This is a genomic window from Bradyrhizobium sp. i1.15.2 (assembly GCF_040548425.1).
GTDB lineage: Bacteria > Pseudomonadota > Alphaproteobacteria > Rhizobiales > Xanthobacteraceae > Bradyrhizobium > Bradyrhizobium canariense.
In genome coordinates, this window is sequence record NZ_JBEPRQ010000024.1 from 1 (window position 1) to 21326 (window position 21326).

Here is a 21326-nt window from a genome sequence, read left to right on the forward strand (position 1 = left end):
TCGCCAGTTGGCAGGTCGCATCAATCGACTTGACCAATGGCCAACCTGTCAGTGATGTGTCCGAACAAGCGTCAGCTATGTCTCCGGTCTAAACATCAAGCCGGGCGATGACACGGAGTGTGTGGCAAACTCCGTCGGCGTCCGTCCCGTCACCTGACGGAACGCGGCGGAAAACGCCGGCACGCTGGCATAGCCGAGCTGGGTCGCGAGCTGCTTCACTGACACATTGGCATCGGTCGACAGCCGCTGGATCGCCGCCGCGATCCTTGCGCGCTGGCACCAGCTCTTGAAGCTCAGCTGCGTCTCTGTCGAAAACAGCCGCGACAGCGTGCGCGCGGAGGTTCCGACCTCGCGCGCCAGCGCGTCGATGTCGTGCAGGCCGGTGGGATCGTCGAGTACGATCATGGCCGCGCGCCGGCAGCGCGGCTCGTGTGGCAGCGGCACGAAGGTCGCGGAATCCTCAGCCTGGACCAGCTCCAGCATCACCAGGCGAACCAGCAGATCGGTCCGCTCCTCGGTATTGTGGGCGTCGAACAGCGCGAGGATCGCCTGGTTCAGCAGCGGCGACACCCGCACCACGAATTCCCTGGTCAGTCCCTCATGGCGCTGCTCGCGCTTCAGCCAGGCGAGGTCGAAATAGAGCGTCCGCATCTCGATGTCGGCGAGCAGATCGATGGCGTGCTGGAGCCCGGCGGGGACCCAGACCGCGCGGTCCGGCGGCACCAGCCAGCGCCCCCCGGGCGTCGTCACCTGCATGGTGCCCCTGGCGGCATAGATCAGCTGTGCCTCGCGGTGCATATGCGGATCGATCCGCATGCCCTTGGGGTAGTCGCGCGCGACCAGATGCACGCCCGCGGGCGAGCGATGATTGCTCCGGACCGCCCGGAGGATTGGCGTCTCGACGACAGTCATTGGCGGCATCCCGTCACTCGCCCGACATATAACTCATTTCGGAGCAGGAGAGGATTCGGAATGAACAGCCCCGGCCGGGTGATCAGTTTCGTCAACGCGGGGCATTTCATCGACCATTACGCGATGCTGATTTTCGCCGCCGCGGTGATCATCATGGGACCGGCGCTCGGCATGGCCTATTCGGAACTCTTGCCTTATGCGACGCCGGGCTTCGTCGCCTTTGGCGCGGGCTCGCTGCTCACCGGCTGGCTCGGGGACCGCTGGAGCCGCCGCCACATGATGCTGATCTTCTTCGTCGGCATCGGCGCCTCCATGATCTCGGTCGGGTTCGTGCAGACGCAGGCGCAACTCGGCGCGGCGCTGTTCGCGATCGGCATTTTTGCCTCGATCTATCATCCCGTCGGCACTGCCATGATCGTCTCCTACGCCGACAGGCTCGGCCGCGAGATGGGCATCAACGGCGTCTGGGGCAATCTCGGCGTCGCATCATCGGCGCTGGTCACAGGCGTGATCGGCCAATATCTCGGCTGGCGCTTCGCCTTCATCGTACCCGGCATCGTCACCATCCTGATCGGCATCGCCTTTGCGATGATGGTCGTGCACGAGGACCGCAAGGGCTCGAAGCAGGCGGCAGCGCAGGCGCGGGTCGCCAAGCAGGACATGTGGCGCGTGATCCTGTCGCTGCTGATCGTCGTGATCGCGATTTCCACCACGTTCAACGCCGTCACCGTGGCGCTGCCAAAGCTGTTCGCGGAGCGGCTTGCCGATCTCACCAAAAGCCCGGCGCTGCTTGGTGTTATTGCCGCCTGCGTCTACGTGTTCGGCGCGATGACGCAATACACGATCGGCCGGCTGCTCGACCGCTATTCGCTGAAGACGGTGGCGCTGCCGCTGTCCTTCATGCTGGCGCCGTTCCTGTATCTGGCCGCGAGCCTGTCCAATTTGCCGCTGATCCTGGTCTCGATCGGCATCGTCATGGGCGCGTTCGGGCAGGTCACGGTCAACGACGCCATGGTCGGCAAATACACCAGCGAGGAATGGCGCTCGCGCGCCTATGCCGTGCGCTACTTCATCGGCTTCACCGCGGCCGGCGCCTCGGTCGGCCTGGTCGCCTGGCTCTACGAGCAGGGCGGCTTCGTCACCATGCTGCATGCCTTCGCCGCACTCTGCCTGCTCGCGATCGCAGCCGCGATCATTCTCCCGCGCGAGATCAGGACACCGCAGGCGGTGTGAGGGATCGGCGTGAGGCGCGCGGCTCTCTCCACGTCGTCATTGCGAGCGTAGCGAAGCAATCCAGAATCTTTCCGCGGCGGCAGTCTGGATTGCTTCGCTGCGCTCGCAATGACGGGGGATGAGGAGGCACCCTGCGCAGACCACTCATGATGCCATCATGCCAGTGTTTTGCCCGACGGAGCAAGTGATTTTCGGCAAAGACGAAATTTGAGTTTCGCAGAGACAAAATTTTTCTTCAGTCTTTTCAACCTCATCCCTACTGCGCATGGGGTTGTTTTCGCGTTTTTTGGTGTTGTCCCCTTACCCGGCCGCGAACTCAAGGAACTCCGGTTGCCTGCCGCGGGTTCTATCCCCGTCATCCCGGCACCTCGCCGGGGCAGATGAAGGGGGAAAATTCCTGCATGCAGTGGAGCCTGCTCCGACCGGTCGGCCTTGTCCCCGCGGCGCTTGTCCTCACCACAATTGCGGCCAGTGCCGAGGGCGGCAAATCGGCCGGTCCGTCCGAATTCCTGCTGGTGGCCCAGATCGTGCTGTTGATCGCGGTCGGCCGCGGTCTCGGCGAGATCATGCAGCGCCTCGGCCAGCCCTCGGTGATCGGCGAACTGCTCGCCGGCATCCTGCTCGGGCCCTCGCTGTTCGGTTGGATCTGGCCCGAGGCGCAGCACGCGATCTTCCCCAAGACGCCCGAGCAGAAAGCGATGATCGACGGCATCGCGCAGTTCGGCATCCTGCTTCTGCTGCTGCTGACCGGCATGGAAACCGACCTCAAGCTGGTCAGGAAGGTCGGCAAGGCCGCGATCGCGATCTCGATCGCCGGCATCCTCGTGCCCTTCGCCTGCGGCTTCGCGCTCGGCGAGTTCCTGCCGGACACGCTGTTGCCGAATCCGCAAGCCCGCCTGGTTGCGTCGCTGTTCATGGGCACGGCGCTGTCGATTTCCTCGGTGAAGATCGTCGCAGTGGTCGTCCGCGAGATGAACTTCATGCGCCGCAATGTCGGCCAGATCATCGTCGCCACCGCCGTCATCGACGACACCATCGGCTGGATCATCATCGCCGTCATCTTCAGCCTGGCGTCGCACGGCACGCTGGATATCGCCTCGGTGGCGAAAGCCGTGCTGGGCACGCTCGCCTTCCTCGCCATCAGCTTCACCATCGGCCGCCGCCTCGCGTTCCAGCTCATCCGCTGGGCCAACGACAATCTCGTCAGCACCGCGCCGGTCATCACGGTGATCCTGCTGATGATGTGCGCCATGGCGCTGATCACGCATCTGATCGGCGTTCACACCGTGCTCGGCGCCTTTGTCGCCGGCATTCTGGTCGGCGAGTCCCCGATCCTGACGCGGCAGATCGACGAGCGCCTGCGCGGGTTGATATCCAGCTTCTTCATGCCGGTGTTCTTCGGTCTGGCCGGCTTGAGCGCCGACCTCACGGTGCTGCGCGATCCCCATCTGCTGATGCTCACCGGCCTGCTGGTCGTGATCGCCAGTGTCGGCAAGTTCGGCGGCGCCTTCGTCGGCGGAACCGTGGGCGGGCTGAACACACGGGAGTCGCTGGCCCTCGCAAGCGGGATGAACGCGCGCGGCTCGACCGAGGTGATCATCGCCACCATCGGTCTTTCGATCGGCGTGCTCAGCCAGAACCTGTTCACGATGATCGTGACCATGGCGATCGTGACCACGATGGCGATGCCGCCGATGCTGCGTGCGGCGCTGGCGAAGCTGCCGATGAACGAGGAGGAGCAAGAGCGCCTGGAGCGCGAAGAGTTCGAGAAGCGCGGCTTCGTCGCCAATCTCGAACGTCCCTTGCTGGCAGTAGACGAAAGTGTCAACGCCACCTTCGCCGCCCACATTGCCGGCCTGATCGCCGGCATGCGCGGTCTGCCGATCACGGTGCTGCACATCGGCAAGCGCGCCAAGGATCAGGAGAAGGGACGCGACGAGGAGGAGAGCCCCGAAGCCGTGGTGAAGAAGGCCGCCGAGACCGTCTCGGCCCATGGCGATGGCGATTCCGGCAGCGTCGATGTCGTCACCCGGGCAAGGCGTGCGGAGCTCGGCGCGTCCATCGCCGACGAAGCGCGCAAGGGCTTCGACCTCCTGGTCATCGGCGTCGACAAGGTTGCTGCCGCCAAGGATCGCTTCGATAGGAAGATCGAGGACATCGCAGCGAAGTTCGAAGGACCGCTCGCGATCGTGGCGGCCAAGGGCAAGCACCTGAAGCAGCCGATGCCCGAGGCGCTCAACATCCTCGTTCCGGTCTCCGGCAGCGGCGTCTCCAAGCGCGGCGCGGAGGTCGCGGTCGCGCTGGCGCAGGCGGGATCAGGCTCGCTCCGGGTGATCTATGTCGCGACGACGCGCGACAAGGGCGCGCAACGCGGGGCCTCTCGGGGTCTGAGTCACGAGGCCGGCATCCTGAAGGACGCCAGCGATCTTGCCGCCCGCTACGAGGTCGACATCACCACGACCTTGCGCGCGAACCGGGCGCCGGAAGCGGCGATCCTGCGCGAGATCGAGACCACTGACGTCGATCTCGTGGTGATGGGCGTCGATCGCATCCAGGCCGATCACCTCTCCTTCGGTGGCGTCGCCGACGCCGTGCTCAGGCAGGCAAAAGTCTCGGTGCTCCTGGTCTCAAGCGGCGAGGCGCGGCAGGTGGCTGCGGAGCAAGCCTAGGACTTCACCTCGGCCACCGCCTTCGGCGTCTTCTTCGACGCACGCCAATTCTCGAACCGCTGCACCACCACGAAGAACGCCGGCACGAACAACACCGCAAGGCAGGTCGAGGCCAGCATGCCCGAGAACACCGTGATGCCGATCGACTTCCGCGCGCTGGCGCCGGCGCCGGTCGCGATCACCAGCGGCACCACCCCGAGGATGAAGGCGAACGACGTCATCAAGATCGGGCGGAAGCGGGCGCGCGCAGCTTCGATCGCGGATTCCAGCACCGGCTTGCCATCGCGGCCGTGCAGCTCGAGCCCGACCTCGACGATCAGGATGGCGTTCTTGGCCGACAGCGCGATCAGCAGGATCAGGCCGATCTGGCAATAGAGGTTGTTGTCGATCTTCAGGGCATTGAGGATCAGCATGGGGCCGAGCAACGACAGCGGCACCGCCAGGATCACCGAGATCGGCGCGTACCAGCTCTCGTATTGGCCGGCGAGCACGAGATAGACCAGCAGCATGGCGAGACCGAACACCCAGTAGATCTGGTTGGAGACGGCCTTCTCCTGATAGGACATCGCGGTCCATTCGTAGCCGGTGCCCGGCGGCAGCGTCTTGTCCGCGATCTCCTCCATCAGCTTCAGCGACTGGCCGGAGGAATAGCCCTGCGCCGGCAGGCCGATCACGGTCGAGGACGGATAGAGATTGTAGAGGCTGATCAGCGAGGGGCCGGTGGCCGGCGTGATCGTGGCGACGGTGCCGATCGGGATCATGTCGCCGTTCGAGTTGCGCACCATCATGTTGGCGATATCGCGCTCGGTGACGCGGAAGGCCGGATCGGCTTGCGTGTAGACCTGGAACACGCGGCCGAACTTGTTGAACTGGTTGACATAGGACGAGCCGAGATAGGTCGACAGCGCCGCGAACACCTGGTCCGTCGTGACGTGCAGCGTCTGGGTCTTGATGCGGTCGACTTCGACGTTGAATTGCGGCACCGAAGAGCGGAACGAGGACTGGACGCGCTGCAGCGCGCTCTGGCTCTGGCCATTGCTGACCATCGCGCCCGTGATGGCCTGGAGCTTGGCGAAATCGCTGTTGCCGTCGCGCAGCTCGACCTGCATCGAGAAGCCGGCCGCGTTGCCGATGCCCTGGATCGGCGGCGGCGGCAGCACCAGCGTGCGCGCTTCCATGATGGCCGCGAGCTTGTCGTTCAGGCCGTAGACCAGTGAGCGCAGATCCTCGCCCGGTCCTTTGCGCGCGTCCCAGTCCTTCAGGATGATGTAGGCGACGCCGGCATTGGCAAGGCTGGCGCTGTTGTCGAGCGCGGAGATGCCGGCGATGGTGATGACTTGCTGGACTCCAGGCGTGTCCTTGATCAGCTCGCTCGCTCTGTCGAGCACCTTCTGGGTCCGCTCCAGCGCTGCGCCGTCGGGCAGTTGCACGGCGGCGATCAGATAGCCCTGGTCCTCGATCGGCAGGAAGCCGGTCGGCACCCGCGACAACCCGTAGCCGCCGATCACGATCAGCACCAGTGCGATCGCGACCGAGATCGTGCTGTTCCTGCACAGCACGCCGATCAGACGGATGTAGCCGCGCTCGACGCGGTTGTAGACCGCGTTGAAGCCGCGATAAAAGAAGTTGCGCTGCTCCGGCGGCACTGTCGGCCGTAGCCAGAGCGCACATTGCGTCGGCTTCAGCGTCGCCGCGTTGATGGCGGACAGAAGCGCGGTCGCGGCGATCACCAGCGCGAATTGCGAATAGATGCGGCCGGTGAGCCCGGCGAGGAACGACGCCGGCAAAAACACCGAGATCAACACCAGCGTGATGCCGACGATCGGCGCGAACAACTGGTCCATTGCTTTGATCGCGGCGTCGTGGCCGTTCATGCCCTGCTCGATGTTGTGGGCCGCGCCTTCCACCACGACGATGGCGTCGTCGACGACGATGCCGATCGCGAGGACGATCGCGAACAGCGTCGACATGTTGATGGTGAAGCCGAGCGCCGCCATGGCGGCGAAGGCGCCGATGATGGTCACCGGCACCGTGGTGGCCGGCACCAGCATCGCGCGCCAGTCCTGCAGGAACACCAGGATCACGACCAGCACCAGCAGGCCGGCCTCGATTAGCGTCATGTAGACCTCGTGCACCGAGGCCTGCACGAACTTTGTGGTGTCGAACGGCGTATCGTACTTCATGCCTTGCGGGAACGCCTTCGCAAGCTCCGCCATCTTCTTCTCGACGGCCTGCTCGACCTGGAGTGCATTGGCGCCGGGCGACTGGAACACGCCGATGCCGGTGGCCGGCTGCTTGTTTAGCGAAAAGATCTGGCTGTAGGTCTGCGCGCCGAGCTCAACCCAGCCGACGTCGCGCACCCGCGTGACGTCGCCGCTGGTGCCCGATTTGACGATGATGTTCTCGAACTCGGTGGTGTCGTCGAGCCGGCCGTTGACGTTGAGGGTGTACTGAAACGCCTGGCCCGGCGGCGTCGGCGGCGCGCCGACTTGGCCGGCCGAGACCTGCTGGCTCTGCTGCTGGATCGCCTGGATGACGTCCTGCGGCACCAGGCCACGGACCTGCAGCTTGTTCGGATCTAGCCACACCCGCATCGAATACTGACCGGCGCCGAACACGGTGACGTTGCCGACGCCGGGCAGGCGCGAGAGTTCGTCGCGGAGGTTGATGGTGGCGTAGTTGCTCAGATACAGGCTGTCGAACGTCTTGTCGGGCGAGGTCAGCGTCACGAATAGCAGGATCGACGTCGACCGCTTCTGGACGGTGACGCCCTGGTTCTGCACCGACTGGGGCAGTTGCGACAGTGCGCTGGAGACGCGGTTCTGCACCAGCACCTGCGCGAAGTTGAGGTCGGTGCCGATCTTGAAGGTCACGGTCAGCGTATAGGTGCCGTCAGAGCCGCTGTAGGACTGCATGTAGAGCATATCCTCGACGCCGTTGACCTGCTGTTCGATCGGCAAGGCAACCGTGTCGATCACGGTCTTGGCGCTGGCGCCGGGATAGCGGGTCGTGACCTGCACCGTCGGCGGCACCACGTCGGGATATTGCGCGATCGCGAGGTTGAACAGCGCGACGCCGCCGATCAGGATCATCAGCAGCGCGATGACGTTCGAGAGGACCGGCCGCTCGATGAAGAATTTTGAGATCATGGCAGGCGCTCCTACTTACTTGGCAGACGCCTGCGGCTGCTCGATCTTCGTCACCTGCGGATCGATCTTCTGGCCCGGAATCACCCGCAGCAGCCCTGCGATCACCACGCGGTCCTCCGGCTTCAAGCCGCTTTCGATCACGCGCAGGCCGTTGTCGACGGGACCGATCTGCACCTTGCGCTGCTCGACGACGTTGTCGCCGTTGACGACGAGGAGATAGCGGCCGCCCTGGTCGCTGCCGAGCGCGGTGTCGGGCACGAGCAGGGCGTCCTTCTCCTGGGTGAAGGGCACGCGGACGCGGACGAAATAGCCGGGCAGCAGCACCCGCTTGTCGTTGGGGACGAGACCGCGCACCGCGAGCGTGCCCGTCGACTGGGTGAGGGTCGGGGCGACATAGTCGAGCTTGCCCTCATGCGGATAGCCGGCCTCGGTCTGCAGGCCGACTTGAATCGGAAATTGCTTCATGTCGGCGGCGGTGAGCCCCCGGCGGGAGGCCTCGGCACGGATGCGCAGCACGTCCTGCTCGTTGACGGTGAAATTCACATAGATCGGGTCCATCGCGACGATGGAGGCGAGTTGAGTCGGGGAGGAGACCCCGACGAGCTCGCCGATCGAGACCATATGCGCGCTGACGACGCCGTCGAATGGTGCGCTCACCTTGGTGTAGCCGTAGTTGACTTCGGCGAGGCGGGTGTTGGCCTGGGCCTGCTGGAGGTTGGCCTGTGCGTTGTCGCGGTTCGAAGTCGAGCTGTCCAAAGTCGCTTGCGAGACCGCTTGCCGCTGCACGAGATCGCTCTGCCGCTTGAAGTCGGCTTCCGCCTGCCGGAGCGAGGCCTGCGCGCCGGCCTCGGCCGCCTGCGCCTGGTCGAGCTTGAGCTTGTAGGTTTCGGGCTCGATCGTGAACAGCTGGGCTCCCTGCTTGACGAAGGCGCCGTCCTGGTAGTCGATCGATTGCAGGAATCCCTGCACGCGTGCGACGAGATCGACATTCTTGACCGGCGCGGTGTTGCCGGTGGCCTCGACATACCGCGTCACCGGGCGCTGTACGGGCGTAGCCACGTCCACCTTGGGCGGGGGCGGGGCGACGAAACTGTTCTTGTCCTCGCAGCCGGTGAGTGCGGCCACGGCCATCGCGGCGGCCAGTGCCCGCCCGACATGTCTCCACGCTCCGTTGCTTCGTGCGGGAGATGCGGGATTCGCGCAGGTCATTCGGTGGCCCCCGGTTGCTGTCTGTCGGGGCGGGAGGCTATCAACAAATGCCCGGACGTGGAACACCATAGCCATGGCAGTCGTCGGCCTTGCACCGCAGACTGCGCTGTGGCCTTTGGCAGCTTTGCCGTCACAAACCGCTTTTCATCGCGCGCACGATCGACCAGAATTATGTCACAGGCTGAGCGACGGCGCGCGAAGCGGTCGGGACAAAAAAGAGAAGAATAAAAGAAGAAAAGGTCGGGAGATCATGACATGCCCACGCCTCTCCAGTCGGTGCTTAAATCGGTCCTTGCCGGCCTCGTTCTCGCCGCGGCGGTTGCCATGCCCGCGCTAGCCGATGGCCTGAAGGACGAGATCGCGCCGACCAGCAGGCTGCGGGTCGCGATCGCGATCAGCCCGGCGGGCGGCGCGTTCTGGTCCACCAAAACCGAAGCCGGCTATGCCGGCGTTCCGGTCGATCTCGGCAAGGAGATGGCCGCCCAGCTCCGCGTGCCCGTCGAATATGTCGTGCACCAGAATTCCGGCCAGATCACCGATGCCGCATCGAAAGGCACTCTTGAAAAAGGTGCTTGGGACGTCACCTGGCTCCCCAAGGATCCCGAGCGCGAGAGCAGGATGACGTTCGGTCCGATCTACGAGGTCGCGGATGCCACCTACATCGTCAAATCAGGCTCGAACGTCACCAATTTCGCCACGCTCGACCAGGTGGGCATCAAGGTCGCGGCCGTCAACGCCACCACCACCATGCGCGGCGCGGTTGCCCATCTGAAGAATGCGAAGGTCACGGGCTACCAGACCTATGACGAAATCTTCGGCCTCCTGAAGAGCGGCGAGATCGACGCCTTCGCGCTGTCGCGCGACCAGCTCAACAAGATGGCGCAGAAGATTCCGGGCACGCGAGTGCTCGACGAGACCTTCAAGAAGACCGTCACCGCGGTCGCCGTCCCGCTCGGCCATCCCCAAGCGCTGACCTTCGCCGCCAAGTTCATGAACGAGGCGGTGACGAACGGCACCTTGCGCAAGGCGTATGACAGCAATGGCCTGAAGGACACGCCGATAAGGACAGAGTAGCGGCGGCAGCGCCTCCATGACAAGAGAGATTGAGATTCGCGCCTTTGCACCGCCTGATGCTGCTGCCGTGCGCGAGCTGTTCGTCCGGGTGAATCGTCTATTGGCACCAGCGCATATGGCGGAGGCGTTTGAACGCTATATCGTCCACTCTCTCGCCGAAGAGATCGATCGGCTCGCGGATTACTATGCAAGCCGGAACAGCGGTTTCTGGGTCGCCGTTGCCGACGACGAGATCGTCGGCATGTTCGGTCTGGAGGCCTCAGGCGAGCATGCGATGGAGCTGCGGCGCATGTACGTCGCTCCCGGCCTGCGCCGCCAGGGAATTGCGCGAAAGATGCTGGCGTTCGCGGAGGATGAATGCCGTCGGCGAAATCGGCAGCAACTGCAACTCAGTACGTCGGAGCTTCAGCAGGACGCGCTGGCGCTGTATCGAAACTCTGGATACCGAAGCGAGCGCGAAGAGATTGCCGATGCCGCCAGCAACAAGACCGTGGGTGGTGGCATTCGTCGCTATCATTTCACCAAGCGGCTTTGACAGCCCTCCGCCAAAATGCGCGCCTTCAGGGCGGTTGCGCTGATAGTCAGCGGCTCGTGATCGCGGAGGCGATGGTTGCGATGGCACGCTATCAGGTGCAACGGACGAAGCCGACATCATCACCTTCCTGAAGATGCTGACGGACGGCTACAAGCCGGAGGACTAGTGCGCATCCAGTAGGGGTGTAATCCTCAGCGCGGCTTGATCTCCGCATACTTCGCCATCGCCTTCTCGAATTTCCGCTTGAACAGCCACATTGCGCCAAGGATCTCGCGGAAGCTTGCCGAGGTGCGCGCCCGGTCGGCCTGTCCGAATGCGAAGATGCTGTTGTTGCGCAGGTGCTTCATGATCGTCGGACTGGACACCCTGTAGTTCAGGAGATCGCCGGACTTGAGCGCCGACCGTGTCGGCGTAGGAATGATCTGGATCAGCTCGAACAGCTTCATCTGCTCGATCCGGTCGGGCAGCGTCTTCACGATTCCTGGGATCTCCCGGAAAACATCCGCATGCGCGTTCATCAGGCCATCGCGTACGTTGGTCCAGTGATTGAAGCGATGATCGGTACCGCTGGCCCGCGCCTCCTCCTTGTCGTCGCGCGCACTCAACCCGGGATCGGCCGCCGCGATCTCGCCCTTGATGGCTTCCCACTTCCTGCGGCCGTTGCGGTCCTCGGACGGGCCGGTCTGGAAGCTGCCCATATAGGTGTTCGAGCGTCCGTTGCGGACGTTCTGCTTGCCGTTGGTTTCGGCGAAGAACAGCCCGAGGCTGATCCGGCCCGCGGCCTCGGCGTGGTCAGGCGCCAGCCCCTTCGCGCGTGCGATCGCGACCGCGAGATCGACCACGTCCTTGAACGGCGTCGCCGAGTTCTGCGCGCCCGCCGGCGGCGCTTCCATGATGTCGAACAGTATTGAGTATTCGTCGATCAACGGTTCGATATCGGCGTCGAAATAAGCTGGAGGAATTTCGAATTTGTTGGGCCTGCCGATCCGGGACGGCATGGCGTCGGTGAGATCCTTGTAAGCACTGATCACGGCGACGCGTGCCAGATACAGCGCTTGGCCCGGCAGGTTCGGCAGCGGCTGCTTCGCCTCGATCTGGCGCCGCCGCTCGGCCAGGATTGCCTTGAAATCGCCGAGCGCACGCTCGTAGGTCGCAACCGTTTCCGCTTGCCTGGCCGTGAGCGTTTGCGCCTGGCTCGGAACGAACGTCGTAAGGAGCAGTCCAAGCGCCGCGATGATGGCGAGGAGTTGACGTCGTGCAGTCATGGCCGGTTCCCCCAACGATTCGTCGGTCGGGGGATCGTAGCCTAGTCGTTGGCTTCGGGCGGCAGGAAGTCGACCTCGTGCAGCGCCGAGATGCGCACGACCTCGGCCGGGTCGGTCAGGTCATGGAGCTGGTTGAACAGCGCCTCCAGCTTCTGCATCGGCGAGACCCAGAACAACGCGCGGGCCGGTTTGTCGGATTTGTTGAAATAGCCGTGCGGGATGCCGCGCGGCAGGCGCACGAGATCGCCGGCATGGGCCTTGACCCATTTGCCGTCGAGCTTGAGGTCGAGCGTGCCTTCCTGCACCAGGATGAATTCGTCCTGGGTCGGATGGATGTGCACCGGCACGAACTGGCCAGGATCGCTGTTGGTCTCGAACGCGAAAGTAGACTCGGTGACGGCCTTCGGGAAGTAGACCTGGCCGAGGATGTTCCAGGTCTTGCCGCCATAGCCCGTACCGTTCGCGGTGATGCCCTTTTCGAGTGCAGTCATGGCTCGCCTCCAATGGGATTGTAACCGAGACGGAGTGTTGCGCAGCAGCCATGCGCTGTCCATGCGCAAGACGCGCCCTACCGCCTGTCGCGTTCAGCGGCCTGCCTGCGCAGAAAGCCTTCGAGATCGGCCTGCACGGAATAGGGCGTCGGGATCGGATCGCCCGCGTCGTCGACGGCGGTGTCGAGAGAGCGGCGCAGCATGCGCGCGAGCTCGGCCTTGCGGTAGGGCTTTGTCAGAAGCGGCGCGCCCTTGGTGGCGCGTCCCTGCGCATGCGGGGCGTCGTAGGCGTAGCCCGACGTGAATAGCACCCGCAGCGAGGGGCGCGCAGCCACCATCTCGTCGGCGAGCTCTCGTCCATTCAAGCTGCCGGCCATCACGATGTCGGTGAAAAGCAGGTCGAAGGGCGTTCCTTCGGCGGCGATGGCGAGCGCCTCGGCCGCATTGGCGGCCGGGATGACCTTGTAGCCGAGGCTTTCGAGCTGGACCGTGACGTACTGGCGGACGTCGCGGTCGTCCTCGACACAAAGAATGGTTTCCGTCCCACCCACGACCTTGCGCTCGTCATAGCCGGTGGGGCGAAGCGTGCTCGCCTCCGCCTTCGGCAGGTAGATCGTGAAAGTCGTGCCGCGTCCTTCCTCGGAAGCGACCTTGATGCCGCCGCCGGACTGCTTGATGAATCCGAACACCATGCTGAGCCCGAGCCCCGTGCCCTTGCCGACGTCCTTGGTCGAGAAGAAGGGATCGAAGATTCGCTCCAGAATGGCCGGCGGAATGCCGGTGCCGGTGTCGGCGATCTCGATCTCGACATAGTCGCCGGCATAGCCGGCCCCGACCGCCACCGCCTCGCGGACGCCGAACACGACGTTGCGCGTCGTCAACGTCAGTCTGCCGCCATCCAGCATCGCGTCGCGGGCGTTGATTGCGAGGTTGAGAAGCGCCGAGCTCAATTGGCCGCGATCGACCAGGGCGAGCCAGACGTTGCCGTCGAGCCGGGTCACGATCTCGATCTTCTTGTCGAAGGTTGCCAGCAGCAGCTTTGCGAGCTCTTCGAGCAGTTCGTTGATGTCGCTCTCGGCCGGCTTGAGCGCCTGCTTGCGGGCAAAGGACAACAGGCTCGACGTCAGCGCGGCGCCGCGGTCGGCGGCGTCGCTGATCAGCTTGGTGATGGTGGCGAGCGGCGGATTGTCCTTCACTGCGTCGGCGAGGATCTCGATCGTGCCCGTGATCACGGTGAGCATGTTGTTGAATTCGTGCGCGATGCCGCCGGTGAGCTGGCCGACAGCCTCCATCTTCTGGGCCTGGATCAGCTGCTCCTCGGCGGCGCGCTTCCGCGTGACGTCCTTGACGAAATTGTTGATGAGGGTGCGTCCCCCGAGGTGGAGCGCCGTGCTGGACGCCTCGATCAGGATGTCATCGCCGTTTCGGTGCAGCAGGGTCGCTTCGAACCGGATGCCGATCGGCGTATCCGACAATTCCGGCAGCAGCCGCATCATGCGTTGCCTGAAGCCGTCGCGCAGCGGCTCGGCGATGAGGAGGTTGACGACGTCGGTGCCGAGCGCCTCCTTGCGCGTCCATCCGGTCAGGGCCTCGGCCTGAATGCTCCATTCCAGCACGATGCCGTTCTGGTCGGTCTGGACGAAGGCATCGAGCGCGGTCTTGATGACGGCTTGCGTCAGCTGTGCGCTGGCCCGCGCCTGCTCGGTCAGTTGCGCGGCGGCGCGTTTGTCCTGCGCCGTTTCGATCGCGCGCGTGCACAGACGAGCCAGCAGGGCCGCAATGGCGCCGCTTGCGAGCAGCGCGACGATCTGGGCAATGCCGAACCCGGTGCCGATCGCGGCATAGGAGACGAGGAGAGCCGCCGCGGTCACGATGACCTGCGCTGCCATCGCGAGTGTCAGAAGCCCCCTGAGTTTCATGGTCTCACACCAACGCGTCAGTCGCAGACCCTCGTGTCCGCCCTGTCAATGACCGGCTCCACCTGAGCTACAGATGTGAGCTACAGATTCCGCGCGGCGGCGTCGAGGGGCAATTTGCGGTGGTACCGGGTAGGCCGGCGCTTCAACCTGCCGGCGAATCGGTCTGGCGCAGCGTCGTCACCCAGATCACGCGTGCCGTCTGCTGGGTCGGGTTGTCGAACATGTGCGGCACGATGCTCGGAAAGCGAAAGCTGTCGCCGGCCTCGAGCAGATGGGCCTGGTTGTCGAGCCACAGCCGCAGGCTGCCCGAGAGGATATAGCCCGCCTTCTCGCCGGTGTGCTGCAGGAAGTCGGTGCCGGACGAGGCGCCGGGATTGAGGGTGAGCTCGTAGAGTTCGAGCTGGCCTTTGTCTGCCGGCGTCAACGCTTCCTTGACGACGCCGCTGGCGGTGAGCCGCAGCAGGCGCCGGCTGTTCTTGCGCACGATGTAGCGCTGCACGTCGGCGGGATCGGTTGTCTCGAAGAAATAGGAGATCGGAACGTCGAGCGCGATGCTGAGCAGGCGCAACGTGCGGATCGACGGCATGGCACGCGCGCGTTCGAGCTGGCTGATCATGCCGTTGGAGAGGCCGGTCTTGTTGGCGACGTCCTGGATCGACAGGCCCGCACGCTGGCGCAGCAGCCGCACGGTCTCGCCGAGGCGCTGGTCGACCGCATCGTCGGCCTCGATCGCCGGTGCATCCTTCGGATCGTTGATCTCGCCGCGACCATCCATGTCGCTCTCCCATACATCATCTCAGCCCCAGACAATGGCGGTCTGGAGCTTCAGTCGGAGTGAAAAGGTCGCGCATCCTACCAATCCGATTGACAGCTGTATTTAGTCGTGATGAACTTTTGATAGAAAAATTTAGAAGCACTAAAGCCCACTCCTGTCCTTTTGCCGGGGATCTCGGGGGCGCGGGAGACGGTGCCGCGTGCGAAAACGGAGAGTGGTCATGGCGGACGACACCGGGAAGTTCGGCGTTGGGGCACTGCATCTCGGCAATCCGAACCGCCGTCAGATCTTTCAGCTCGGCGCGGGCGCCGCGGCGGGATGGACGCTTTCGGGCCACGCGTTTGCGCAGACCGAACGCCCGACCAATCCGCCGGACAAGCCGCGCGGGCAGGTGATCGCGGCGCTGTCGCAGGAGCCGACGGTCTTTCATCCCCTGATGCCGGGCATCGAAGTCGATCAGGGCATCTGGTGGCAGGTGTTCTCGCCGCTCTGGTTCATCGATCCCGACGGCAAGTTCGTTCCCGACCTCGCCCGCGAAGTCCCGACCATCGAGAATGGCGGCCTGTCGGCCGACGGCCTGACCTGGAAGATCAAGCTCCGCAGCGACGTGAAATGGCACGACGGCACGGCGTTCACGGCCGAGGACGTGAAGTTCTCGCTCGAGCTGATCAACAATCCCGATTTCCGCGCGCGCAGCCGCGTCGGCCATAGTCTCGTGAAGGACATCAAGGTCGTCGCGCCCGACGAGGTTCACTGGCGCATGGAAGCTCCCTATTCGCCCTACATGTCGATCCTGGGATCGCTGACCTTCATCGTGCCCAAGCACATCCTGGAGAAGGTGACAGATCCGAACGCCTCGCCGTTCCACAATGCGCCCGTCGGTACCGGACCGTTTCGCTGGGGCGAGCGCGTGCCCGGCGACCACATTCAGCTGAATGCCCATACCGGCTATCACGGCAAGGGACCTTACGTTGAGCGCGTAGTGTTCAAGTATATTCCCGACCTGACCGTGCTCTACACCCAGTTCCGCACCGGGCAGGTCGACTACACCGGCCTGCAAGGCATTTTGCCGAACTTCGTGCAGGAGGCGAAGACGCTGAAGGGGCGCAAGATCTTCGTCTCCTCGACGTCGTCGGTGGAGCACATCGCTCCCAATCTGGAGTTCGGCGCGTTGGCGGACCGCACCGTGCGCGAGGCGCTTTATCTCGCGATTAATAAGCAAGCGATCATCGACGCGCTGAACTACGGCTTGCCGACGCAGACTGAAAGCTTCGTGCCGCAGCAGGCCTGGTCATTCCAGCAGGGGCTGCCGCAGCACAAATATGATCCGGCCAAGGCCAACACGCTGCTCGATGCGGCCGGCTGGGTGCGTGGCTCTGGCGGGGTGCGCGAGAAGGGCGGCGTCAAGCTCGAATTCACCAATTCAACGACGTCGGGCAATGCGGTGCGCGAGCAGACTCAGCAATTGCTGATCCAGGACTGGCGCGCGATCGGTGCCGCGATGCGCGTGAACAACATGCCGGCCGCGGTGATCTGGGGCGACTTCTGGCAGCAATCGAAATTCAATTCGGTGATCGTGGGGGTGAATTTCATGCTCGGCAGCGACCCCGACGTGACGCCCCGCTTCGGCTCCGGCGCCATTCCTGCCAAGGGTGGCCGCGGCTACAACACCTATCAGTATCGCAACCCGGAGGCGGATCGGCTTCTCGCAGAAGGTGCCAAGCAGTTCGATCTGGCGCAGCGCAAGACGACCTATGGCACTCTGCAGAAGCTCATCCGCGACGACCTCGCGATCCTGCCGCTATTCCAGGGCTTCATCGCCGAAGGCGTGAAGGAAGGGCTGCAAGGTTTCCGCCCCAACATCAACATGTCGATCAACTGCTGGAACATCCGCGAATGGTATTGGGCCTGATGGTTCAGGTGCGCGAGATCGCCTGAGATGGCCCGTTACGTCGCCAATCGCCTGGCGCAGGCGATCATGTTGCTGGTGATCGTGTCCGCGATCGGCTTCGCCATTCTGCATCTGGCGCCCGGCGGTCCGCTCTCGCAATTCGCGGCCTCCGCGCAGATGACGCAGGAGGATCTCGATCGCGTCACCAGGCAGCTTGGCCTCGATCGTTCGCTGCCGATCCAGTATCTCGACTGGTTCGGCCGGATGCTGAGGGGGGATTGGGGCCACTCGTATCGCGACGGCGAGGCGGTGCTGTCGGTGATCTCGTCGCACCTCGGCGCCACGCTGGAGCTGATGTCGACGGCGACCATCATCGCGGTGCTGCTCGGCGGCTGGATCGGTGTGCTCGGTGCGCTGCGCCGCTATTCGCTGTTCGATTCGCTCGCGACCGTCGGCGCCATGATCGCATTGTCGATCCCGACCTTCTGGTTCGGACTCGTCACGATTTACATCTTCTCCGTGAAGCTCGGCTGGTTGCCGGCCGGCAACCGCGAGACCGTCGGCGACGGCTCCTTCCTCGACCTTCTGCATCATCTGATCGCGCCGGCGCTGGTGCTGGCGCTGGTCGAGACCGCGATGTGGGGCCGCTTCATGCGTTCCTCGATGCTCGAGGTCATCAACCAGGACTACATTCGCACCGCGCGCGCCAAGGGCATGCCGGAATGGCGCATTCTCACCGTGCACGCGCTGCGCAACGCCCTGCTGCCGATGATCACCGTTGCCGGCCTTCAGTTCCCGACGCTGCTCGGCGGCGCGCTGGTCGCCGAAACCGTGTTCACCTGGCCGGGCATGGGGCGCCTGTTTCTCGATTCCATCGGCTATCGCGACTACCCCGTGGTGATGGGCATTTTGATGTTCTCGGCGATCATGGTGCTGATCGGGTCGCTGCTCGCCGACATCCTCTATGCCGTCGTCGATCCCAGGATACGGGTGGGCTAGGCGATGACGAGCGCAGCCCTCTCGACCGTTCAGCTCGCGCCGGGCCATGCCGCCTGGCGGCGCTTCCGCCGGCACCGGCTCGCGCTCGCGGGCGCCGTGATCATTCTGGTGCTCGTCCTCGGCTCGGCCTTTGGTCCCTATCTGCTGCCGTTCGATGACACCTATATCGATATCATGAAGCGGTTCGCGCCGCCGTTCTCCGGCGCGCACATCCTCGGCACCGACGAGCTCGGTCGCGACGTGCTGGCGCGGCTGATGATGGGCGCGCGCGTCTCGCTGTCGATCGGCTTCGTCGCGATGGTGGTGGCGATGGCGGTGGGCATCGTCGTCGGCGCTTTCGCCGGCTTCTTTGGCGGCGTGGTCGGCGCGGTGCTGATGCGGCTGGTCGATGCCATGCTCTGCTTTCCGACCATCTTCCTGCTGCTTGCGCTCGCGGCGCTCATCGAGCCCGGCTTCGTCACCACCACCGTGCTGATCGCGGCAACTGCCTGGATGTGGGTGGCCCGCGTCGTCGAGGCCCAGGTGCGCTCCCTGCGGGAACGCGAGTTTGCGGTTGCTGCACTCGCGTTCGGCTCGTCGAACCTGCGGATCATGTTCCGCGAGCTGGTGCCCAACGCGGTCGCGCCGATCGTGGTGGCGGCGACGCTGAACGTCGCCAAGGCGATCCTGCTGGAGTCCTATCTCAGCTATCTCGGTTACGGCATCCAGCCGCCGGCGGCGAGCTTGGGCAACATGCTCAACAACGCACAGATCTATCTCACCAGCGCGCCCTGGCTCGCGATTGCGCCCGGCCTCGCCATCACGCTGGCGGTGACGAGCTTCAACTTCCTCGGCGACGGCCTGCGCGATGCGCTCGATCCGCGAATGAACATCCCATGATCTGCAAACTAGCGATAAGCAAGCTTGCTCCGATCGAACTGAATATCTGGAGTGCCCCATGTCCCCGCCGCTCACCCGTATAAACAGCGATGAACGCCTGCCGGCGCAGGTGGACGTCGTCGTCATCGGCGGCGGCGTGATCGGCGTCTCTGCGGCCTATCATCTCGCCAAGAAGGGGCTCACCGTCGCCCTGGTCGAGAAGGGCCATGTCGGCGGCGAGCAATCGAGCCGCAATTGGGGCTGGTGCCGCCAGCAGGGTCGCGCGCGTGAGGAGATCCCGCTGGCCCGCGAGGCGCTGCGCCTGTGGGAAGACATGCAGAACGATGCCGGCGTCGATGCCGGCTTCCGCCGCACGGGCGTGCTGTTCCTGACAAAGAGCAAGGACGAGCTCGCCAGCTGGGAACGATGGGCGGCAACGGCGCGCGAGATGCAGGTTCACTCGACCGTCCTGACGCCGGCGGAAGTCGCCGAGCGTCTGCCCGGCAATTCCGAGACATGGGTTGGCGGCCTGCACACGCCGAGCGACGGGCGCGCGGAGCCCTCGATGGCCGTGCCTGCGCTTGCGACCGCCGCACGAAAACACGGCGTCACCATTCATCAGGGCTGCGCCGCGCGTGGGTTGGAGACGCAAGGCGGCCGGGTGAGCGCCGTGGTCACCGAGAAGGGCTCCATTCGCACGCAATCAGTGCTGCTGTCCGGCGGAGCGTGGTCGTCGCTGTTCTGCCGCCGCCATGGCATCGAGCTGCCGATCGGCCTTGTCAATGCGACCGCGTGCCGGACCACGCCCGGGCCGGAGATTACCTCCGGTGCGCTCGGCACCGATTTCTATTGCATCCGCCGCCGCCTCGACGGCGGCTTTACGCTGGCGCTGCGCAACCGCGGCACGGTCGAACTGTCGCCCGATCTGTTCCGCTACGCGCGAACCTTCTGGCCGACCTATCTGCATCGCAAGAACGGGTTGAAACTGTCATTCGGCAAATCCTTCTTCGACCAGCTCACGCGGGGCACCAGTTGGAGCTTGGACAAGCCGTCGCCGTTCGAGACCGAGCGCGTGCGCGATCCCGCGCCTGACATGTCGCTGGTCAATGCCGCGCTGGCTTCGCTGATCAAGTCGAATCCTGAATTGAAGGACATCGAGATCGCGGAAGCCTGGGGCGGCACGATCGACTGCACGCCGGATACCATCCCGGTCATCTCGCCGGTCGACGCCATGCCCGGCTTCTTCCTCGCTACCGGCTTCTCCGGCCACGGCTTTGGCATCGGTCCTGCGGCCGGCAAGCTCGCCGCCGACATCGTGACGGGCGCGACGCCGCTGGTCGATCCCGCGGCCTACAGCCACAAGCGCCTGATCGACGGCCGCCGGCTCGCGCCGGTCAGCCCGTTCTGAGGGCCTTGCGGCATGACGGTTCTCTACAAGGCCAACATGGTTCGCGGCGCTGAATGGGCGGGCTTCTTCGCCGAGCGCGCGCCCGATGTGCCGTTCCGGCTCTGGCCCGACATCGGCGATCCCGCCAACGTCCGCTATCTCGTGGCGTGGGTGCCGCCGGACGACATCGCGACGACTTTCCCAAATCTCGAGCTCGTCTTCTCGGTCGGTGCGGGCGTCGACCAGTTCGACGCGTCAAAAGTTCCGCCGCACATTCCGCTGGTGCGCATGCTGGAGCCGGGCATTGCCGAGACGATGGTCGAATACGTCACCATGGCGGTGCTCGCGCTGCATCGCGACCTCCTGCCCTTCATTGCCCAGCAGAAGGAACAGGTCTGGCGCGAGATCCGGATCACGCCGGCCAAACGTCGGCGCGTCGGCGTGATGGGCCTCGGCCAACTCGGCCAGGCCGTGCTCGAACGGCTCAGAGCTTTCGATTTTCCACTTCTCGGCTGGAATCGCTCGCCGCGCGAGATCGAGGGCGTCGCCTGTTGCGCAGGCATGGAGACGTTGCCGGATTTCCTTGTGCAGACCGACATTCTCGTCTGCCTGTTGCCTTTGACCGATGAGACCCGCGGCATCCTGAACGCGGATCTGTTCGCGCGCCTGCCGCGCGGCGCGTCGCTCGTCAACGTCGGGCGTGGCCCGCATCTGGTCGAAGCCGACTTTCTCGCGGCGCTCGACAGCGGCGCGTTGTCGGGTGCCGTCCTCGATGTCGCCGAGCCGGAGCCGCTGCCTGCGGGTCACCCTTTCTGGAGCCATCCGCGCATCCTGGTCACGCCGCACAATGCCAGCATGACCACGCCGGATACGGCGGTCGATTTCGTGCTGGATGTGATCGCGCGCCACCGCCGCGGTGAAGAATTGCCGGGGCGTGTCGATCGTAGTCGCGGCTATTAG

General features: G+C 64.6%; 16 protein-coding genes. 9 read left to right on the top strand and 7 right to left on the bottom strand.

Annotated elements, in window-relative coordinates; translation table 11 throughout:
- Positions 1-75: 75 nt before the first annotated feature.
- The gene (locus tag ABIB80_RS30325; protein ID WP_354128910.1) at positions 76-912 is read right to left on the bottom strand and encodes an AraC family transcriptional regulator; all 837 of its coding nucleotides are present in this window, start codon (positions 910-912) and stop codon (positions 76-78) included.
- A 60-nt stretch (positions 913-972) separates the two neighbouring features.
- Here ABIB80_RS30325 and ABIB80_RS30330 point away from each other — a divergent pair, with 60 nt between their 5' ends.
- On the top strand, positions 973-2145 hold the full coding sequence (locus ABIB80_RS30330) for an MFS transporter (RefSeq protein ID WP_354128911.1): 1173 nt from the start codon (positions 973-975) through the stop codon (positions 2143-2145).
- 401 nt (positions 2146-2546) lie between these two features.
- Positions 2547-4814, top strand: a complete 2268-nt coding sequence (locus ABIB80_RS30335; protein ID WP_007595636.1) for a cation:proton antiporter domain-containing protein — start codon at positions 2547-2549, stop codon at positions 4812-4814.
- Here ABIB80_RS30335 and ABIB80_RS30340 read toward each other — a convergent pair.
- Together ABIB80_RS30340 and ABIB80_RS30345 are read right to left on the bottom strand one after the other, a co-directional pair.
- On the bottom strand, positions 4811-7963 hold the full coding sequence (locus ABIB80_RS30340; RefSeq protein WP_007595627.1) for an efflux RND transporter permease subunit: 3153 nt from the start codon (positions 7961-7963) through the stop codon (positions 4811-4813). The genes ABIB80_RS30335 and ABIB80_RS30340 overlap by 4 nt on opposite strands.
- Before the next feature lie 15 nt (positions 7964-7978).
- The gene (locus tag ABIB80_RS30345) at positions 7979-9172 is read right to left on the bottom strand and encodes an efflux RND transporter periplasmic adaptor subunit (RefSeq protein ID WP_007595625.1); all 1194 of its coding nucleotides are present in this window, start codon (positions 9170-9172) and stop codon (positions 7979-7981) included.
- Positions 9173-9427: 255 nt separating this feature from the next.
- On the opposite strand from ABIB80_RS30345, the gene ABIB80_RS30350 reads away from it, so the two are divergent.
- Together ABIB80_RS30350 and ABIB80_RS30355 are read left to right on the top strand one after the other, a co-directional pair.
- Positions 9428-10246 (top strand): transporter substrate-binding domain-containing protein, encoded by an 819-nt coding sequence (locus tag ABIB80_RS30350; RefSeq protein ID WP_007595623.1) that lies wholly within the window; start codon positions 9428-9430, stop codon positions 10244-10246.
- Between the two features lie 16 nt (positions 10247-10262).
- Positions 10263-10781, top strand: a complete 519-nt coding sequence (locus tag ABIB80_RS30355) for a GNAT family N-acetyltransferase (protein ID WP_007595621.1) — start codon at positions 10263-10265, stop codon at positions 10779-10781.
- Between the two features lie 191 nt (positions 10782-10972).
- On the opposite strand, the gene ABIB80_RS30360 is transcribed toward ABIB80_RS30355, so the two are convergent.
- The 4 genes from ABIB80_RS30360 to ABIB80_RS30375 all read right to left on the bottom strand — a co-directional run bounded on the left by ABIB80_RS30360 (position 10973) and on the right by ABIB80_RS30375 (position 15231).
- On the bottom strand, positions 10973-12046 hold the full coding sequence (locus tag ABIB80_RS30360; RefSeq protein ID WP_354128912.1) for a hypothetical protein: 1074 nt from the start codon (positions 12044-12046) through the stop codon (positions 10973-10975).
- Positions 12047-12087: 41 nt separating this feature from the next.
- Positions 12088-12537: a cupin domain-containing protein gene (locus ABIB80_RS30365; protein ID WP_007595617.1), complete on the bottom strand. Its 450-nt coding sequence runs from the start codon at positions 12535-12537 to the stop codon at positions 12088-12090.
- A gap of 77 nt (positions 12538-12614) precedes the next feature.
- Positions 12615-14456 (bottom strand): ATP-binding protein, encoded by a 1842-nt coding sequence (locus tag ABIB80_RS30370; RefSeq protein WP_219684267.1) that lies wholly within the window; start codon positions 14454-14456, stop codon positions 12615-12617.
- A gap of 142 nt (positions 14457-14598) precedes the next feature.
- Complete coding sequence (locus ABIB80_RS30375) at positions 14599-15231, bottom strand: cupin domain-containing protein (protein ID WP_007595614.1); 633 nt, start codon at positions 15229-15231, stop codon at positions 14599-14601.
- Between the two features lie 220 nt (positions 15232-15451).
- Here ABIB80_RS30375 and ABIB80_RS30380 point away from each other — a divergent pair, with 220 nt between their 5' ends.
- The 5 genes from ABIB80_RS30380 to ABIB80_RS30400 are packed head-to-tail and all read left to right on the top strand — an operon-like array spanning position 15452 to position 21326.
- A complete protein-coding gene (locus tag ABIB80_RS30380) occupies positions 15452-17143 on the top strand; it encodes a peptide ABC transporter substrate-binding protein (RefSeq protein WP_007595606.1) in 1692 nt (563 codons plus the stop codon).
- A 27-nt stretch (positions 17144-17170) separates the two neighbouring features.
- Positions 17171-18121 (top strand): ABC transporter permease, encoded by a 951-nt coding sequence (locus ABIB80_RS30385; protein WP_007595605.1) that lies wholly within the window; start codon positions 17171-17173, stop codon positions 18119-18121.
- A 3-nt stretch (positions 18122-18124) separates the two neighbouring features.
- Positions 18125-19000, top strand: coding sequence for an ABC transporter permease (locus tag ABIB80_RS30390; RefSeq protein WP_354128913.1), 876 nt, complete (start codon positions 18125-18127; stop codon positions 18998-19000).
- Between the two features lie 58 nt (positions 19001-19058).
- On the top strand, positions 19059-20387 hold the full coding sequence (locus ABIB80_RS30395) for an NAD(P)/FAD-dependent oxidoreductase (RefSeq protein WP_007595603.1): 1329 nt from the start codon (positions 19059-19061) through the stop codon (positions 20385-20387).
- 12 nt (positions 20388-20399) lie between these two features.
- The gene (locus tag ABIB80_RS30400; protein WP_007595602.1) at positions 20400-21326 is read left to right on the top strand and encodes a 2-hydroxyacid dehydrogenase; all 927 of its coding nucleotides are present in this window, start codon (positions 20400-20402) and stop codon (positions 21324-21326) included.

Excerpts from the sequence above, each read along its gene's own strand:
- ABIB80_RS30385 (WP_007595605.1), top strand. The coding sequence starts at position 17,171 with ATGGCCCGTTACGTCGCCAATCGCCTGGCGCAGGCGATCATGTTGCTG.
- ABIB80_RS30360 (WP_354128912.1), bottom strand. The coding sequence starts at position 12,046 with ATGACTGCACGACGTCAACTCCTCGCCATCATCGCGGCGCTTGGACTG.
- ABIB80_RS30370 (WP_219684267.1), bottom strand. The coding sequence starts at position 14,456 with ATGAAACTCAGGGGGCTTCTGACACTCGCGATGGCAGCGCAGGTCATC.
- ABIB80_RS30345 (WP_007595625.1), bottom strand. The coding sequence starts at position 9,172 with ATGACCTGCGCGAATCCCGCATCTCCCGCACGAAGCAACGGAGCGTGG.
- ABIB80_RS30330 (WP_354128911.1), top strand. The coding sequence starts at position 973 with ATGAACAGCCCCGGCCGGGTGATCAGTTTCGTCAACGCGGGGCATTTC.
- ABIB80_RS30335 (WP_007595636.1), top strand. The coding sequence starts at position 2,547 with ATGCAGTGGAGCCTGCTCCGACCGGTCGGCCTTGTCCCCGCGGCGCTT.
- ABIB80_RS30400 (WP_007595602.1), top strand. The coding sequence starts at position 20,400 with ATGACGGTTCTCTACAAGGCCAACATGGTTCGCGGCGCTGAATGGGCG.
- ABIB80_RS30395 (WP_007595603.1), top strand. The coding sequence starts at position 19,059 with ATGTCCCCGCCGCTCACCCGTATAAACAGCGATGAACGCCTGCCGGCG.
- ABIB80_RS30380 (WP_007595606.1), top strand. The coding sequence starts at position 15,452 with ATGGCGGACGACACCGGGAAGTTCGGCGTTGGGGCACTGCATCTCGGC.
- ABIB80_RS30340 (WP_007595627.1), bottom strand. The coding sequence starts at position 7,963 with ATGATCTCAAAATTCTTCATCGAGCGGCCGGTCCTCTCGAACGTCATC.
- ABIB80_RS30365 (WP_007595617.1), bottom strand. The coding sequence starts at position 12,537 with ATGACTGCACTCGAAAAGGGCATCACCGCGAACGGTACGGGCTATGGC.
- ABIB80_RS30390 (WP_354128913.1), top strand. The coding sequence starts at position 18,125 with ATGACGAGCGCAGCCCTCTCGACCGTTCAGCTCGCGCCGGGCCATGCC.
- ABIB80_RS30325 (WP_354128910.1), bottom strand. The coding sequence starts at position 912 with ATGACTGTCGTCGAGACGCCAATCCTCCGGGCGGTCCGGAGCAATCAT.
- ABIB80_RS30350 (WP_007595623.1), top strand. The coding sequence starts at position 9,428 with ATGCCCACGCCTCTCCAGTCGGTGCTTAAATCGGTCCTTGCCGGCCTC.
- ABIB80_RS30355 (WP_007595621.1), top strand. The coding sequence starts at position 10,263 with ATGACAAGAGAGATTGAGATTCGCGCCTTTGCACCGCCTGATGCTGCT.
- ABIB80_RS30375 (WP_007595614.1), bottom strand. The coding sequence starts at position 15,231 with ATGGATGGTCGCGGCGAGATCAACGATCCGAAGGATGCACCGGCGATC.